This is a genomic window from Azotobacter armeniacus (genome assembly GCF_054779355.1).
Window position 1 is genome coordinate 13,184 of the sequence record NZ_BAAGYK010000136.1, and the last position, 16,068, is coordinate 29,251.

The 16,068-nt window shown below is 69.0% G+C and carries 14 protein-coding genes; 6 read left to right on the top strand and 8 right to left on the bottom strand.

All coding sequences use genetic code 11. The features are described from left to right. Positions 1-108: 108 nt before the first annotated feature. Together ACYVD0_RS18340 and ACYVD0_RS18345 are read left to right on the top strand one after the other, a co-directional pair. Positions 109-2,055 (top strand): DNA topoisomerase III, encoded by a 1,947-nt coding sequence (locus tag ACYVD0_RS18340; RefSeq protein WP_460428144.1) that lies wholly within the window; start codon positions 109-111, stop codon positions 2,053-2,055. Between the two features lie 139 nt (positions 2,056-2,194). Then, complete coding sequence (locus ACYVD0_RS18345) at positions 2,195-3,100, top strand: hypothetical protein (RefSeq protein WP_460428145.1); 906 nt, start codon at positions 2,195-2,197, stop codon at positions 3,098-3,100. 171 nt (positions 3,101-3,271) lie between these two features. Here the strand turns inward: ACYVD0_RS18345 and ACYVD0_RS18350 are convergent, their stop codons facing one another. From ACYVD0_RS18350 to ACYVD0_RS18385, 8 genes are all read right to left on the bottom strand, one after another. Next, positions 3,272-4,627 (bottom strand): (Fe-S)-binding protein, encoded by a 1,356-nt coding sequence (locus tag ACYVD0_RS18350; RefSeq protein ID WP_460428146.1) that lies wholly within the window; start codon positions 4,625-4,627, stop codon positions 3,272-3,274. A gap of 172 nt (positions 4,628-4,799) precedes the next feature. Beyond that, entirely contained in the window at positions 4,800-6,497 is a 1,698-nt protein-coding gene (ggt, locus tag ACYVD0_RS18355) for a gamma-glutamyltransferase (protein ID WP_460428147.1), read from the bottom strand. 18 nt (positions 6,498-6,515) lie between these two features. Beyond that, entirely contained in the window at positions 6,516-6,767 is a 252-nt protein-coding gene (locus ACYVD0_RS18360; protein ID WP_460428148.1) for a 4Fe-4S dicluster domain-containing protein, read from the bottom strand. A 101-nt stretch (positions 6,768-6,868) separates the two neighbouring features. Next, on the bottom strand, positions 6,869-7,348 hold the full coding sequence (gene coaD / locus ACYVD0_RS18365) for a pantetheine-phosphate adenylyltransferase (protein WP_460428149.1): 480 nt from the start codon (positions 7,346-7,348) through the stop codon (positions 6,869-6,871). A gap of 41 nt (positions 7,349-7,389) precedes the next feature. After that, positions 7,390-8,412, bottom strand: coding sequence for a YheT family hydrolase (locus tag ACYVD0_RS18370; protein WP_460428150.1), 1,023 nt, complete (start codon positions 8,410-8,412; stop codon positions 7,390-7,392). 51 nt (positions 8,413-8,463) lie between these two features. Beyond that, the gene (rsmD, locus tag ACYVD0_RS18375) at positions 8,464-9,069 is read right to left on the bottom strand and encodes an RsmD family RNA methyltransferase (protein ID WP_460428151.1); all 606 of its coding nucleotides are present in this window, start codon (positions 9,067-9,069) and stop codon (positions 8,464-8,466) included. Continuing rightward, positions 9,070-10,554 carry a M16 family metallopeptidase gene (locus ACYVD0_RS18380; protein WP_460428152.1) on the bottom strand — a complete coding sequence of 495 codons (1,485 nt, stop codon included), beginning with the start codon at positions 10,552-10,554 and terminating at the stop codon, positions 9,070-9,072. Beyond that, positions 10,547-11,893: a M16 family metallopeptidase gene (locus ACYVD0_RS18385; RefSeq protein WP_460428153.1), complete on the bottom strand. Its 1,347-nt coding sequence runs from the start codon at positions 11,891-11,893 to the stop codon at positions 10,547-10,549. Before ACYVD0_RS18385 ends, ACYVD0_RS18380 begins: the two co-directional genes overlap by 8 nt. Before the next feature lie 125 nt (positions 11,894-12,018). Here ACYVD0_RS18385 and ftsY point away from each other — a divergent pair, with 125 nt between their 5' ends. From ftsY to rpoH, 4 genes are all read left to right on the top strand, one after another. After that, on the top strand, positions 12,019-13,416 hold the full coding sequence (gene ftsY, locus ACYVD0_RS18390; RefSeq protein WP_460428154.1) for a signal recognition particle-docking protein FtsY: 1,398 nt from the start codon (positions 12,019-12,021) through the stop codon (positions 13,414-13,416). Next, positions 13,413-14,084 carry a cell division ATP-binding protein FtsE gene (ftsE, locus tag ACYVD0_RS18395; RefSeq protein WP_460428155.1) on the top strand — a complete coding sequence of 224 codons (672 nt, stop codon included), beginning with the start codon at positions 13,413-13,415 and terminating at the stop codon, positions 14,082-14,084. The genes ftsY and ftsE overlap by 4 nt, the downstream gene beginning before the upstream one ends. Then, positions 14,081-15,088 carry a cell division protein FtsX gene (gene ftsX / locus ACYVD0_RS18400; RefSeq protein WP_460428156.1) on the top strand — a complete coding sequence of 336 codons (1,008 nt, stop codon included), beginning with the start codon at positions 14,081-14,083 and terminating at the stop codon, positions 15,086-15,088. The genes ftsE and ftsX overlap by 4 nt, the downstream gene beginning before the upstream one ends. Positions 15,089-15,191: 103 nt before the next feature. Then, a complete protein-coding gene (gene rpoH / locus ACYVD0_RS18405; protein WP_460428157.1) occupies positions 15,192-16,046 on the top strand; it encodes an RNA polymerase sigma factor RpoH in 855 nt (284 codons plus the stop codon). The last annotated feature ends 22 nt before the right edge of the window (positions 16,047-16,068 follow it).

A 16,068-nucleotide genomic window follows, 5' to 3' on the forward strand; every position in this document is an offset into this window, starting at 1 on the left:
GGACCGGGCTCGGCAACCTTTGTCTGTGTATCCATACAGGTAAAAGGTTGCCTAAGCGCCCGTTTCTGCCCATGCTGTGCGCCATCGCGACAATCAATGATGGCGACCATGCGGCTCTTCCTGTGTGAAAAACCTTCCCAGGCCAAGGACATTGCCAGAATGCTCCAGGCCACCCGGCGGGGCGACGGTTGCTGGCTGGGCGCGAACGTGACGGTGACCTGGTGCATCGGTCACCTGCTGGAAACCGCGCCGCCGGACGCCTACGACGCCCGCTACAAGCGGTGGGATCTGAAGGATCTGCCCATCGTTCCCGAACGCTGGAAGATGCTGGTCAAGCCCAAGACCGCCAGCCAGTTCAAGGTCGTCAAGCGCCTGCTCGGTGAAGCTCGTGAGCTGGTCATCGCCACCGACGCCGACCGCGAGGGTGAGATGATCGCCCGCGAGCTGGTGGAGCACTGCCGGTATCGCGGACCGATCCAGCGGCTCTGGCTGTCAGCCCTGGACGATGCGTCGATCCGCAAGGCACTGGCGGCGCTCAAGCCGGGCGCCGAGACGTTCAGCCTCTATCATTCGGCGCTGGGCCGCTCCCGCGCCGACTGGCTGATCGGCATGAACATGAGCCGGCTGTTCACCCTGCTGGGGCGACAGTCCGGCTACCAGGGCGTACTGCCGGTGGGCCGCGTGCAGACGCCGACCCTGCGCCTGGTGGTGGACCGCGACCGCAGCATCGCCGACTTCGTGCCGGTGCCGTACTGGGCCATCGAGGTGCGGCTGCTCGCTGACGGCACGCCCTTCACCGCCCAGTGGCGCGCGCCGGAGGACGCTTGCGACGAGCAGGGTCGCTGCCTTAAGCAGGCACTGGCGCAGGAGGCGGCGGACGCCATGCGCCGCGCCGCTAGCGCGCGGCTGGTCAAACTGCAGACCGAGCGCATGCGCGAAGTGCCGCCGCTGCCGTTCGACCTGGGCACCCTGCAGGAAGTCTGCTCGAAGAAGCTCGGCCTCGGCGCCCAGGAAACCCTGGATATCGCCCAGGCGCTCTATGAGACCCACAAGGTCATCACCTATCCGCGCAGCGATTGCGGCTACCTGCCGCTGAGCCAGCACGGCGAGGCGCCGGCGATACTGGCTGCCCTGGGGCGTGCCGATCCTGGCCTGGCCGAGCTGCTGCAACATGTGCAGCCGCAGCGCCGCTCGCGGGCCTGGAACGACGCCAAGGTCAGCGCCCACCACGGCATCATCCCCACCGCCGCCGCGCTGGACCCGAACCGCCTGGCGGGCAAGCAGAAGGCCGTCTACACCCTGATCCGTGCGCGCTATCTGGCGCAGTTCCTGCCGAACCACGAGTACGACCGCACCCAGGCGGACTTCGACTGCGCCGGACAGGCATTGCGTGCGGTGGGCAAGCGGATCGTCGAGCCCGGCTGGCGGCGTGCGCTCCCGGAAGCTTTGACACCGGGCAAGGGTCGCGAAGCGCCGCCACCGCAACCCCTGCCGGCCCTGAGCGAGGGACAGGATTGTGCCGTGGCGGAGGTGACGCTCAAGGATCTCTGGACCCAGCCGCCCAAGCCCTTCACCGAGGGCGATCTGATCAAGGCGATGAAGAACGTCGCCAAACTAGTGGACGATCCCCGCCTCAAGCAGAAGCTCAAGGACACTACCGGCATCGGCACCGAGGCGACCCGCGCCGGGATCATCCAGGGCTTGCTGGACCGCGGCTATCTGAGCAAGCAGGGCAAGGCACTGGCGGCCACCCCGGCAGCCTTCAGCCTGATCGACGCCGTTCCCCGGGCCATCGCCGATCCCGGCACCACGGCCATCTGGGAACAGGCGCTGGACATGGTGCAGAGCGGGGAGATGAGCCTGGAGGAATTCGTGGCCAAGCAGTCGGCCTGGATGAGCAAGCTGGTGGAGCGTTGCGCCGGCCTGCGCCTGACCATCAGCGGACCGGCGGGTCCGGCCGGTGGAGGCACTGCGCCCTGGAAGAAGAAGCGCAAGGCGGGCACGCCCGGGGCCGCGACCGGCAAGCGAGGCAAAAGGCCGGTCGTTTCGGGTTGATCGGGACGATGGGCGGCCGTTTCGCATGGCCGCCAGGCGATCCCCTTGTCTATAGTTTGCCAATGGGCAAGCACACTCCCCTCCGGCTTTCTCGCCGCTACAGGCCGCCTTCCCGGGCGCAATCCGACCAATCAGGCCCATGAGTCTCATGAAAAAACAACAGGTTGCGGTCATCGGCCTGGGAAATCTGGGGCGCAAATGTACCGAAGCGCTGCTGGCCGATCCGACCCTGGCGCTGGCCGGAGTCGTGCGGCGCAGCCCCAACCCGGTTGCTGGGCTGGATGGTGTACCTGTCGTCGACCATATCAGCGAGCTGGGAGAAGTCGATGCCGCGCTGCTCTGCGTACCCCCGGATGCGATCCTCGGGGCGGCGCAGGAGCTTCTGCAAAGACGTATCCCGCTAGTGGAGTGCGCGCGCCTGCACGGCGAAGCCTTTCTCGCGCACAAGTCGGAAATGCACCGGGTTGCGCGCCTTCGCAAGGTAGCCGCCGTTGTGGGCGCGGGCTGTGATCCGGGCATCCTCTCCCTGTTCCGCAGCCATTTCGCCTTGCTGATCCCCCACGGGCATACCAAGAGCAGCCTGCATACCGGAACCAGCCTGCACCACACGTTGGCAGCGGAGGGGATCAAGGGCGTCAGGAAGGCGCTGGCGACGGAGCTGAAAACCCAGGAACGCACAGTCCAGCGCTATGTTTACGTCGAACTGGAACCCGGGGCCGATACGGCCGCAGTGGAGCACGCCATCAGCCATGACCCGCTCTATCTGGCTGAGGAAACCTTGGTGTTCCCGGTGGACAGCATTGCCACGCTGGAGGAAACGAATCGTGGCGTGTTGCTGGAGCGCCATGCGGCAGCGGGCGACGCCAGCCATGCCTCCTTATTGCTGGAAGCACGCTTCAACGAGACGGAACTCGCCGCGCGAATGATGTTGGCCGCAGCGCGGGCGCTGCCCTTTCTGCAAGCCGGCGCCCATTCCTTGCTCGATCTTCCACCCCGTGTGCTCTGGAGTGAGCAAAACACTGCCGGTGAAAAAGAGTGGATGTGAGTCGCCCTTGGTTTCGTAGACACATCCGACTGTCCGGTTTGGGGCCTGGCCGTGTGAAAACTACTGCGCATCGGCGAACTTGAGGGACGCGACCTCTGCGCTGCGCTGGGGTCGCGTCGGACCCGGCCCACGACCATCGTGGCCCGGGTCCGGCAGAGAAGACAGCCGGCCTCAGTTGGCCTTTTCCACCAGCGCATCCCTGAGCAGTTCGGCCAGATGCCGTGGCCGCTGGTCGCCGTGGGCGCGCATCTGGTGGCGGCAGGAGAAACCGTTGGCCACCACCCGCGCCTCGGGCTTTTCCCGCAGGGCCGGCAGCAGGGCCTGTTCGGCCATACTGGACGACATCTCGGCATGTTCCTCTTCGATGCCGAAGGTGCCGGCCATGCCGCAACAGCCGGCCTCGATCAGGTTGAACTCGTGGTCGGGGATCAGCTTGAGGACCCGGCGCATGGATTTCATGGCGCCCACCGCCTTCTGGTGGCAATGGCCGTGCACCAGGGTTTCCGTTCCGGCCAGGGCCTTGAGCGGCAGGTCGAGGCGCTTGGCGGTGGATTCCCGGGCGAGGAACTCCTCGAACAGCAGGCAGTGCTTGGCCACCTGCTCCACCGCCTCGCCCAGCTCCAGTGCCTGGGCGTCGTCGCGCAGGCCCAGCACGCAGGAGGCCTCCAGGCCGACGATGGTCCGCCCGGCCTGCACGTGGGGCAGCAGCGCCTGGACCAGGCGGCGGGCCTCGGTCCGCGCCTCGTCGACCATGCCCTGGGCCAGGTAGGTGCGGCCGCAGCACAGGGGCCGCGCCGGTTCGCCGCCTTCGGCTTCCGGCTCGGCGATCAGCACCCGGTAGCCGCCGGCCTGCAGCACGGCGAGCGCCGCCTCGGCGATGCCCGGCTCGAAGTGGCGGGTGAAGGTGTCGACCAGCAGCACCACCTCGGGCAGGCCCGCGGCGGGCGCACTGTCGGCCGGCGTGGCGGCGAACGGCTGTGGCGCCGGTTCCGGCAGGGCGCGGCCGGCGGCCAGGCCGAACAGGCGCTCGGACAGCCGCGCCAGCAGCGGGCTGGCGTTGCGCCAGCGCACCAGGGGTTTCAGCCAGGGCGCGCGGTGCAGCCAGCGCGGGGTGTGGCCGAACAGCCGGCTGCGCCAGCTCAGGCCCTGGCGGGCGGCGCGCTGGGCCAGGTATTCGGCCTTGATCAGCGGCATGTCGACGTTGGCCTCGCACTCGCGCTTGCAGCCCTTGCAGGCCACGCAGAGGTCCATGGCCTCGGCCAGGGCGGGATCGGCCAGCGCCTGTTCGGCCAGGTCGCTGTTCAGCGCCGCCTTGAGCAGGCGCACCCGGCCGCCGGTGGAGAGGTGTTCGTTGCCGCTGACGCGAAAGCTCGGGCACATCACCTGCTTGCCGTCGGCCTCGCACTGGCGGCTGTTGATGCACACCGCCACCGCCTTGGCGAAGTCGCCGCCGTGCCTGGGAATGTCGGCATAGGCATCGCCCATGCCGGCGTCCTTGTAGGCGGACCAGTCGAGGAAGGTTTTCATCGGGCGTGCCCCTCCCGGCAAGTGGCGGGGAGGGGGAGGCGAAGGAACGAGCAGGAGCGGCGAATGATCATGGTTCGGGCGGCTACGGGCTGGATACGGATGGTTGCCATGCTAAGCAAGTGCCGGTGCGGATGCCAGTACGGGCGTGCCGCAGCGGCCGGGCGGAGGCGGTTCAGTGCGGGGCGAGAAGGTAGTCCGGACGGCCCAGCCCCCGCGGGTCGCTGGCCGCCTCGACCTCGCCGCTGCGCTTGTCCCAGCGCAGCACCTGCTGGTTGCCGTAGGGCTCGCGCACTTTCAGGGTGTGGCCGCGGGCCTGCAGTTCGGCGATTTCCGCGGCGTCGAAGACATCCGGCTCGTGCTCGATGACATCCGGCCGGTACTGGTGGTGGTAGCGCGGCACCGCCGGCCAGCGCTGGATCGGCTGGCCGTCGAAGTATTCCAGCACCGCCAGCAGCACCATGCCGGGGATGCGGCTGCCGCCGGGGGTGCCGAAGGCGGCGAACTCGCTGGGGCTGTCGAGGAAGGTGGGGCTCATGCTGGACAGCGGGCGCTTGCCGGCGGCGACGGCGTTGGCCGAGCTGGCGGCGAGGCCGTAGGCGTTGGCGCCCTGCAGGTCGGCGGCGAAGTCGTCCATCTCGTCGTTGAGCAGCACCCCGGTGCCCGGCACGCTGAAGGCGGCGCCGAACGGCAGGTTGATCGACAGGGTGGCGGCTACCGCGTTGCCCTCATCGTCCAGTACGGCGAAATGGGTGGTGTGCTCGCCTTCGCGCCAGGCCGGCGCCGGCGGCAGGCTGGCGCTGGGGGTGGCCCGCTGCGGGTCGATGGAGGCGGCCTGTTCGCGCAGGTAGGCAGGGGCGAGCAGCCGTGCGACGGGGTTGGCGACGAAGTCCGGGTCGCCGAGCAGGCCGCGGTCACGGAAGGCGCGGCGCAGCGCCTCCACCACGTAATGGCTGCGCTGCACGCGGTCGGCCGCCTGCCAGGGCAGGTGTTCCAGCATGCCGAGGCTCTGCGCCAGGGCGATGCCGCCGGCCGAGGGCGGTGGCGCGCTGATCAGTTCGCGCCCTTCGTTCAGAGAAAAGCGCAGCGGCTCGCGCTCGGCCACTTGATAGCGCGCCAGATCCTCTTGGCTCCAGATGCCGCCGGCGGCCCGGACCCCGGCGACCAGCCGCTCGGCGGTGACGCCGGCATAGAAGCCATCGTGCCCCTGTTCGGCGAGGCGCTGCAGGCTTTCGGCCAGCTCCGGCTGGCGCAGCCGCCGGCCCTCGGCGGGGATCTCGCCATCGTCGAGGAACAGCCGGGCGCTCTCCGGGTCGTCACGCAGGGCGCTCAGGCGGAAGTGCGCGCGCTGCCGGTAGACACGGTCGATGGGGAAGCCGTTGCGTGCCTGGCGGATCGCCGGCGCCAGGCTGTCCGCCAGGGGCAGGCGACCGTGCCGTGTGGCCAGTTCGACCAGCGCTGCCGGCAGGCCGGGAATCGCCGCGGCCAGGGCGCCGTCGCGCGACAGATGGGGCTGTGCGCGGCCGTCGCTCACGTAGAGCTCGGCATGGGCGGCGAGGGGCGCGCGTTCGCGGGCGTCGAGAAAGCGGTAGCGGGCCGGCGCCTCGCCCTGGCTGGTTCTCAGCAGGAAGAAGCCGCCGCCGCCGAGGCCGGAGCCGTAGGGCTCGACCACCGCCAGGCTGGCGGCGATCGTCACGGCAGCATCGAAGGCGTTGCCGCCGGCCTCGAGAATTTCCCGCCCGGCGGCGCCGGCCAGCGGATGGGGTGTGGCGAGGGCGGCGCGGCCGGGAGTCTGCGCCTGGAGCGCCGTGGCGAAGGCCAGCAGCGCCAGGCCGGCGAGGAGCCGGCGGAACTGGCGCGAAAAGGCAGGCATTCCGTCGCCGCCCACCGATCAGGCCTTGTCGGTGATGATCAGGTACTTCTGCATCAGTTCTTCGCGGCTCTCGACGTGGCTCTCGTCATGCGGGATGCAGTCTACCGGGCAGACCTGCTGGCATTGGGGTTCGTCGTAGTGGCCGACGCATTCGGTGCACAGGTTGGGGTCGATCACGTAGATCTCTTCCCCCTGAGAAATTGCGCCGTTCGGGCACTCGGGTTCGCAGACGTCGCAGTTGATGCAATCGTCAGTGATCTTCAGGGACATGCAAGGCTCCTGCCGCGGGCGGGGCCGCGGCACTGGGACAACGACAGGGGGCGAATTGTGCCGCATCGGCGCCCGCAGTGCACGTCCCGCCGGGCAGCCCGTCAGGTACGGAAGCGCTCGCGCAGGGCGACGGCCACTGCGGGATGCACGAACTGTTCGATGTTGCCGCCCAGCGCGGCGATTTCCCGGACCAGGGTGGAGGAGATGTAGGAGTACTTTTCCGAGGGAGTGAGGAACAGGCTTTCCACCTCCGGTGCCAGCTGGCGGTTCATGTTGGCCAGCTGGAACTCGTATTCGAAGTCGGACACCGCGCGCAGGCCGCGCAGCAGCGCATTGGCCTTCTGGTCCCGGGCGAACTGCGCGAGCAGGCTGGAGAAGCCCACCACCTCGACGTTGGGCAGGTGCTGGGTGACTTCCCGGACCAGCTCGACGCGTTTTTCGAGGGGAAACAGGGGGTTCTTCTTCGGGCTGGCGGCCACCGCGATGATCACGTGGTCGAACAGCTTCGCGGCGCGCTCGACCAGATCACTATGTCCCTTGGTGATGGGGTCGAAGGTTCCCGGGTAGATTACGCGGTTCATCACGGCGTCCTTGGCGGGTTCATGGAGGCCCGGATGGTAGCTCAGCCGTCCCTCGCGGCCAAGCCGGGCCGGAGCTCAGCGCGGGATACCGCCAACCAGGCGGGGATGCGTCGCTCCAGGTAATGGCCTGGATGGTGCGGCGGGCCCTCGATGAAGCCGACATGGCCACCTCCGGCCTGCAGCTCGAAATGGATGCTCGTCGACAGCTCGTGCGGCTGCGGCAGGCTGTGGGGAGACACGAAGGGATCGTCGGCGGCCTGGATGAGCAGCGTCGGCACGCGGATGGCGGCGAGGAAATAGCGGCTGGAGGCGCGCCGGTAGTAGTCGCCGGCATCGGCGAAGCCGTGCAGCGGCGCGGTGATGCGTCCGTCGAACTCCCAGAAGGTGCGCAGGCCCTGCAGCGGGCCGAGGCGCTCCAGCGTGGCGAGGTGCTCGGCCTGGCCGAGACGGGCGAACTGGCGCTGCTTGTCCTCCACGTAGAGGCGCATGGCTCGTATGAAGTGCGCCTGGTAGAGCCGCGACAAGCCCTGGCCGATGCGGTCGGCGCACTGATCCAGGCGAAACGGCACCGACACCGCCACGGCCGCCTGCAGAGCGCAGTCCGCACCGCTTTCGCCGAGATGCTTGAGCAGTATGTTGCCGCCCAGGGAGTAGCCGACCGCATAGAGCGTAGCTTGCGGGCGCAGCCGACGCAGGTGGACGATGGCCGCGGCGAGGTCGTCGCTGGCGCCGGAGTGGTAGGCCCGCGGCAGCCGGTTGGGTTCACCGGAGCAGCCGCGCCAGTTCAGCGCCACGCTGGCCCAACCGCGGGCGGCCAGGGCCTGCTGCAGGCCGAGCACGTAGAGCGAGCGGGAGGAGCCGGTCAGTCCGTGCAGCACCAGCACCAGCGGCGCCCGTAGATCGTCCGGGCCGTGCCAGTCGAGGTCGAGGAAGTCGCCATCCGCTAGCCACAGACGCTCGCGGTGGCGTTCCAGTTGCGGCAGCCTGCGGCACAGCGGTCCCCACAGAGTTTGCAGGTGTGGACCGGGCAGCCACCAGGCGGGGCAGAAGGGCGCGTCGTTCATCGTCGGAACCCGTAGGTTCGTCCATGACATCGCCAAGGGTTGCTTGGCGCTTCAGCCAGTCCTCTGCCACAGCGCGTAATACACCTGGCCGGCCTGCTTTTCCCGGTGCAGGCGCCAGTTGCCCGGCAGACCGAGGCCGGAGGGCGGGGCTTCGCTCTCAGTGTAGATCCAGGCCTCCCGGGCCAGCCAGCCACGTTCCTCGAGCAGCCGGCAGGCGGGCGTCAGCAGGTCGCGGTGGAACGGTGGGTCGAGGAGCACCACGTCGAAGGCGCTCGGCGACTGCTGTTCCAGGTAACGCAGAGCGTCGCCCTGCAGCAGCTGGCCATTGCCGCAGCGCAGGCTGTCGAGGTGCCGGCGCAGGCTGGCGATGGCCTCGCCGTTGAGGTCCAGGGCCAGCGCCTGGCCGGCGCCGCGCGACAGGGCTTCCAGATAGAGCGCGCCGCTGCCGGCGAAGGGGTCGAGCACGCGGGCGCCTTCGATATAAGGCGCCAGCCAGTTGAACAGGGTCTCGCGGACCCGGTCGGGCGTCGGGCGCAGGCCCGGCGCCTCGGGGAAGGCGAAACGGCGCGAACGCCACTCGCCGCCGATGATGCGCAACTGGCCCTGGCCGCCGTGGGGGCGGGCGGCCGGGCGGGAAGATCGAGAGGGCTGGCGCATTCAGTGCTCCGGTATGGCGGCCGGGCGCTCGACGGGCGTGGTCGGCGGCGGCAGCGGTTTCTGCTCGACGGTCGGGCCGGCGCTGACCACGACGAAGCCGTCCGGATCGATGTGCCTGGTCATGGCCGTCTTCACCTGCTCGACGGTGAGTGCCTGGACCTGCTGCAGGAAGACCTCCAGGTGGTTCAGCGGCAGGTTGTAGAAGCCGATGGCGCCGAGCTGGCCGACGATGTCGGCGTTGCTCGCGGTGGACAGCGGGAAGCTGCCGATCAGCTCGCGCTTGGCGTCCTTCAGCTCCTTCTCCGTCGGTCCCTCGGCGATGAACTCGCGGACCAGCTTCTGCACCAGTTCCAGGGTGCCCTGGCTGTAGTCGGCACGGGTCTGCAGGTTGATCATGAAGGGGCCGCGCACCTGCATGGGGGTGAAGCCGGAGTAGATCCCGTAGGTCAGCCCACGCTTCTCGCGCACCTCCTCCATCAGCCGGGCACCGAAGCCTCCGCCGCCGAGGATCTGGTTGCCCAGATAGAGCGCCGCGTAATCCGGATCGTCGCGGGCGATGCCGAGCTGGGCGAGCATCAGGTGGGTCTGCTGGGAGGGGTATTCGATGTGCTGCAGGCCCGGTTTGGGCGGTGCCGGATCGGCCGGCCTGACCAGCGCCGGCCCCGCCGGCAGCGCGGCGGAGATGGCCGCGGCCATGGTTTCGGCCTCGCCGCGGGAGAGGTCGCCGACCAGCGCGATGACCGCATTGGCGGCGCTGTAGGCGCGGGTGTGGAAGGCCTGCAGCTGGTCGCGGCCGATCGTCGCGATCGACTCGGTGTCGCCGTCGCTCGGGTGGGCGTAGGGGTGTGTGCCGAACAACTGGCGGTTGAGCTCCAGGCTGGCCAGCTTGCCGGGGCTCTGCTTGCGCATCTCGAAGCCGGCCAGCAGCTGGTTCTTGATCCGTGCCAGGGCATCGGCGGGGAAGTCCGGCCGGCCGAGCACTTCGCGGAACAGTTGCAGTGCCGGCTCGCGCTTGGCCGAATCGCTCAGGCTGCGCAGGCTGGCGATGGCCATGTCGCGGTAGGCGCCGTTGCCGAACTGGGCGCCAAGGCTCTCGAAGCCCTCGGCGATGGCGGTCGCGTCCTTGCCGGGCACCCCTTCGTTGAGCATGGCGTTGGTCAGCAGGGCCAGGCCGGGGATGTCGCCGTCCTGGCTGCTGCCGGCGGCGAAGGTCAGGCGCAGGTCGAACATCGGCAACTGGCGGGCCTCGACGAAGAGCACCCGGGCGCCTTCGGCGGTGCGCCAGCTCTGGATGTCCAGGGTGCGATGGACCGGTGGCTTGCCGTTCAGTTGGGCCAGGGATTCCAGTCGGGCCGGGCCGGCGGGCGCTTCGCCGGTGGGGGCGGCCGGGCGCGGCGGCAGGTTGGCGAACCAGGCCAGCAGGCCGAGCAGAAGCAGCAGGGTCAGGCCGATCAGGCCGTAGCTCAGGCGGTTGCGCTCAGTCATGTTTGGCCTCCTCGGGCAGGGTGTGCGCGATGGTGAGGCGCGAGCGGGTGAAGTAGCGGCGCGCGGCGGCCTGGATGTCCTGCGGGGTGACCGCTTCCAGGGCGGCCAGCTCCTCGTCGATCAGTTGCCAGGACAGGCCCACGGCTTCCAGCTGACCGATGGTGGTCGCCTGCCGGGCGATGGAGTCGCGCTCGTAGACCAGGCCGGCGATGACCTGGGCGCGCACGCGCTCCAGTTCCTCGGCCGTCGGCGGGGTTTCCTTGAGTTCGTCGAGCAGGCGCCAGAGGCCGGCTTCGACGTCTTTCAGGGTGCGGCCCTTGTGCACGTTGGGCGTGGCGTTGAGGAGGAACAGGCTGTCGCCGCGCACGTAGGCGTCGTAGCCGGCGCCGGCGCCGGACACCAGCTCTTCGCCGCGCTCCAGGCGAGCCGGGATGCGCGCGCTGTAGCCGCCGTCGAGCAGGCCGGCGATCAGGCGCAGCGCATGGACCTCGCGGGGATTCTCGGCGGTCGCCAGGCCGGGCACGTTGAAGCCGTACAGCAGGCTCGGCAGCTGAACCTTGAGGTTCAGCACGAGGCGCCGCTCGCCTGGTTCGGCCGGCTCCAGCGGGCGTTTGGCGATCGGCAGCGGGCGGGCTGGTATGGCGCCGAAATAGCGTTCGGCGAGGTGCTTCACCTCGTCGCCGGTGACGTCGCCGACCACCACCAGGGTGGCGTTGTTCGGCACGTACCAGGTCTGGTACCAGGCGCGCAGGTCGTCGACGCTCATCCGGTCGAGGTCGGCCATCCAGCCGATGGTCGGGGTGCGGTAGCCGCTGGCCGGGTAGGCCATGGCCTTGAAGCGCTCGTAGGCCTGGGCGCTGGGGCGGTCGTCGGTGCGCAGGCGGCGCTCCTCCTTGACCACCTCGATCTCGCGGTCGAACTCTTCCGGCGGCAGGCGCAGGCTGGCCAGGCGGTCGGCCTCCAGTTCGAGGGCCACGGGCAGGCGGTCGCGTGCCAGTACCTGGTAGTAGGCGGTGTAGTCATCACTGGTGAAGGCGTTTTCCTCGGCGCCCAGTTCGCGGAGGATTCGCGAGGACTCGCCGGGGCCGAGCTTGCGGCTGCCCTTGAACATCATGTGCTCGAGGACGTGGGAGAGGCCGGTCTGGCCGGGCGTCTCGTAGCTGGAGCCGACCTTGTACCAGAGCTGCGAGACCACCACCGGGGCGCGATGGTCCTCGCGGACGATGACCCTGAGGCCATTGTCCAGAGTGTATTCGTGGGTCGGTTGGGGAGCGGCGGCCAGTGCCGTCAGCGGCATGCCGAGCAGCAGGGCGGCGGCATGGCGGGAGATCACGTTCATTGATATCGGACCTGTGGGGCGGCCCGCGAGCTTAGCCCGGCGGGCGGGGAGGTGCTAGGATACCTATCCGTTTCGCCGGCGGCCAAGCCCGCCGGTCTCATCGTCCCCGTGAGAAAGCCGTCTCCATGTTTGGTTCAAACGACGACAAGAAGCCGGTCGAGGCCGGAGAGAAGAAAAGCCTGTTCGGCTGGTTCCGCAAGAAGGAGCAACCCGCGCCGGCGCCTGCCCCCGAGGAAGAGATCCAGGAGGTCGGCACCGAGCCGCCGCCGACAGAGATCGCCGAAGCCCCCCGCCCGGACGAGGCCGAGCCGCGGCTGCCGGTTCTCGAGGCGCAGCCGCCGGCCGCCGAGGAGCCCCAGCAGAGCGTTGCGCCGGAGGCACCGGTCGTTGTGCAGCTCGCGTCGGAGCCGGCGGTGGCAAACGAGGCCGGCCAGGCTGCCGAGCCCGAAGAGGAGGTGGTCTTCTCCAGCCGCTGGCGCAGCGCGCCGCTGCCCGCCCCGGCAGCCGCGCCCGCGAGCGAGCCCGAGCCGCTGCCGGCGGTCGAGGCCGAACCGCCGGCACCCGTCGCACAGCCCGCGCCGCGGCTGAACAAGTCCGGTTTCTTCGCCCGCCTTCGCCAGGGCCTGGCGAAGACCGGTTCCAATCTCGGCGAAGGCATGGCCAGCCTGTTCCTCGGCCAGAAGGCGATCGACGACGAGTTGCTGGAGGAGCTGGAAACCCGCCTGCTGCTCGCCGACGTCGGCGTCGAGGCCACCACAGCGATCATCCAGAGCCTGACCCAGCGGGTGGCACGCAAGGAGCTGGCCGACAGCGAGGCACTGTACAGCGCCCTGCAGGAGGAGCTGATCGCACTGCTCAAGCCGGTCGAGCAGCCGCTGGCGCTCGACTCCGGGCATCGGCCCTATGTGATCCTGGTGGTCGGCGTCAACGGCGTCGGCAAGACTACCACCATCGGCAAGCTGGCCGCGCGCCTGCAGCAGGACGGCAAGAAGGTCATGCTCGCCGCCGGCGACACCTTCCGCGCCGCCGCCGTCGAGCAGCTGCAGGTGTGGGGCGAGCGCAACCGGATTCCGGTGATCGCCCAGCACACCGGCGCGGATTCCGCCTCGGTGATCTTCGATGCCCTGCAGGCCGCCAAGGCGCGCGGTATGGACGTGCTGATCGCCGATACCGCCGGCCGCCTGCACACCAAGGACAATCTCATGGAGGAGTTGAAGAAGGTCCGCCGGGTGCTCGGCAAGCTGGACGATGCGGCGCCCCACGAGGTGCTGCTGGTGCTGGATGCTGGTACCGGGCAGAACGCCATCAGCCAGACGAAGCAGTTCAACCAGGTGGTAGAGGTCACCGGTCTGGCGCTGACCAAGCTGGACGGCACTGCCAAGGGCGGGGTGATCTTCGCCCTGGCCAAGCAGTTCGGCCTGCCGATCCGCTACATCGGTGTCGGCGAGGGCGTCGACGACCTGCGCACCTTCGTCGCCGAGGAATTCGTCCGCGCGCTGTTCGCGGAGAAGCCGGCGCAATGATCCGCTTCGAACAGGTCGGCAAGCGCTATCCCAACGGCCATGTCGGCCTGCACGAACTTAGCTTCCACGTGCGGCATGGCGAGTTCCTCTTCGTCACCGGCCATTCCGGCGCCGGCAAAAGCACCCTGCTGCGCCTGCTGCTGGCCATGGAGCGTCCGACCAGCGGCCGGCTGCTGCTGGCCGGGCAGGACCTGTCGAGCATCACCACCGCGCAGATCCCCTTCCTGCGCCGGCAGATCGGCGTGGTGTTCCAGAACCACCAGCTGCTGTTCGACCGCAGCGTGTTCGACAATGTTGCCCTACCGCTGCGGATCCTCGGCCTGAGCAAGGACGAGATCGCCCGGCGCACCCTGCTAGCCCTGGAACGGGTCAGCCTCCAGGACAAGGCCGAGGGCTTCCCCGCCGACCTTTCTACCGGCCAGCAGCAGCGGGTCGGCATCGCCCGTGCAGTAGTCCACCAGCCGGCCCTGCTGCTGGCCGACGAGCCCACTGGCAACCTCGACCCGCGGCTGGCTGCGGAAATCATGAAGGTGTTCGAGGACATCAACCGCCTCGGCACCACGGTGCTGATCGCCAGCCACGACCTGGCGCTGATCGCGCGCATGCGCCAGCGCCTGCTTACCCTGCAACGCGGTCGCCTGATCGGCGACGGGGAGGCCGCTCGATGAGCGAGTTCCACACGCCAGAGCCGCGGCCGTCCGAACGGGTCGGTGCCCTGCCCAGGCCTGAGGTGAAGAGCGACGAGCCGGATTTTTCCACGCTGCTGGTGGCCTGGCTGGACAGCCACTGCGCCAGCCTGGTCGACAGCCTGCGCCGGCTTGGCCGGCAGCCGCTGGGCAGCTTCCTCACCTGCCTGGCGATGGCCGTCGCTCTCAGCCTGCCCATGGGGCTGTCGCTGCTGCTCGACGACATCGAGCGGCTCGGCGGTTCCTGGCAGCGCGCCGCGCAGATTTCACTGTTCATGCAGTTGGAAGTGGACGATGCGGCTGGCGAGCGCCTGCGGGCGCGGATCGCCGCGCTGCCGGAGGTGGCCGAGGCCGAGTGGATCGGCCGCGAGCAGGGGCTGGAGGAGTTCCAGCGCCAGTCCGGGCTCGGCGAGGCGCTACGGGGGCTGCCGGAGAACCCCCTGCCCGGGGTGATCCTGGTCACGCCTCGGGAGATCGACAAGGCCGGTCTCGAGGCCCTGCGCCTGCAGCTCGAGGACTTCTCCGGCGTGCAGCTGGCGCAGCTCGACCTGCTCTGGGTCGAGCGCCTCGGCGCGATCCTCGCGCTCGGCGAGCGTTTCGTCTTCGGCCTCACCCTGCTGCTGGTGCTGGCCCTGCTGCTGGTGATCGGCAACACCATCCGCCTGCACATCGAGAACCGCCGCAGCGAGATCGAGGTGATCAAGCTGGTCGGCGGCACCGACGGCTACGTGCGCCGGCCCTTCCTCTACATGGGCACGCTGTACGGCTGTGGCGCCGGGCTGCTGGCCTGGCTGGTGCTGGTCTACGGGCTCGACTGGCTGAATGCGGCGGTGCTGCGTCTGGCGGGGCTTTACGGCAGCGATTTCGCCCTTGGCGGGGTGTCGCTGGAGGATGGCCTGTCGCTGCTGCTGGGTGCCATCCTGCTCGGCTATGTCGGCGCCTGGCTGGCGGTGGCGCGGCACCTGAGCGAGCTGGCGCCGCGCTGATCGCGCAGGCGGTTCGGCCGGTCTGTAACGGAGCTTTTACGACGGCTTGCAGTCGAATCCTCCGATGCTACACTGCCCATTCCCAGTGAATCGGAGGATTCGCATGACCAATTCCCTGCAACCTGTTTCTGCCCTGGTCCCCGGCGCCAACCTGGAGGCCTACGTGCATGCGGTCAACAGCATCCCGCTGCTGACGCTCGAACAGGAGCGCGAACTGGCCGGCCGTCTCTACTACCAGCAGGACCTGGAAGCCGCACGGCAGATGGTGCTGGCGCACCTGCGTTTCGTCGTCCACATCGCCCGCAGCTACTCCGGTTACGGTCTGGCCCAGTCCGACCTGATCCAGGAGGGCAACGTCGGCCTGATGAAGGCGGTCAAGCGCTTCAATCCGGAAATGGGCGTGCGTCTGGTGTCCTTCGCGGTGCATTGGATCCGCGCCGAGATCCACGAGTTCATCCTGCGCAACTGGCGCATCGTCAAGGTCGCCACCACCAAGGCGCAGCGCAAGCTGTTCTTCAACCTGCGCAGCCAGAAGAAGCGCCTGGCCTGGCTGAACAACGACGAAGTCGATGCCGTGGCCGAGAGCCTGGGCGTCGAGCCGCATGAAGTGCGCGAGATGGAAAGCCGCCTGAGCGGCCAGGACATGGCCTTCGATCCGGCGACCGATGCCGACGACGACAGCGCCTTTCAGGCGCCGGCCCATTACCTGGAAGACCAGCGCTACGATCCGGCGCGCCAGCTGGAGGAGGCCGACTGGAGCGATAGCTCCACGGCCAACCTGCACGAGGCGCTGGAGGGGCTCGACGAGCGCAGCCGCGACATTCTCTACCAGCGCTGGCTGGCCGAGGAGAAGGCCACGCTGCACGACCTGGCTGCCAAGTACAAGGTCTCCGCCGAGCGCATCCGCCAGCTGGAGAAGAGCGCTCTGAACAAGCTCAAGGGCTCGATCCAGGCGTAATTCCTTCCCCCCGTAGGGAGGG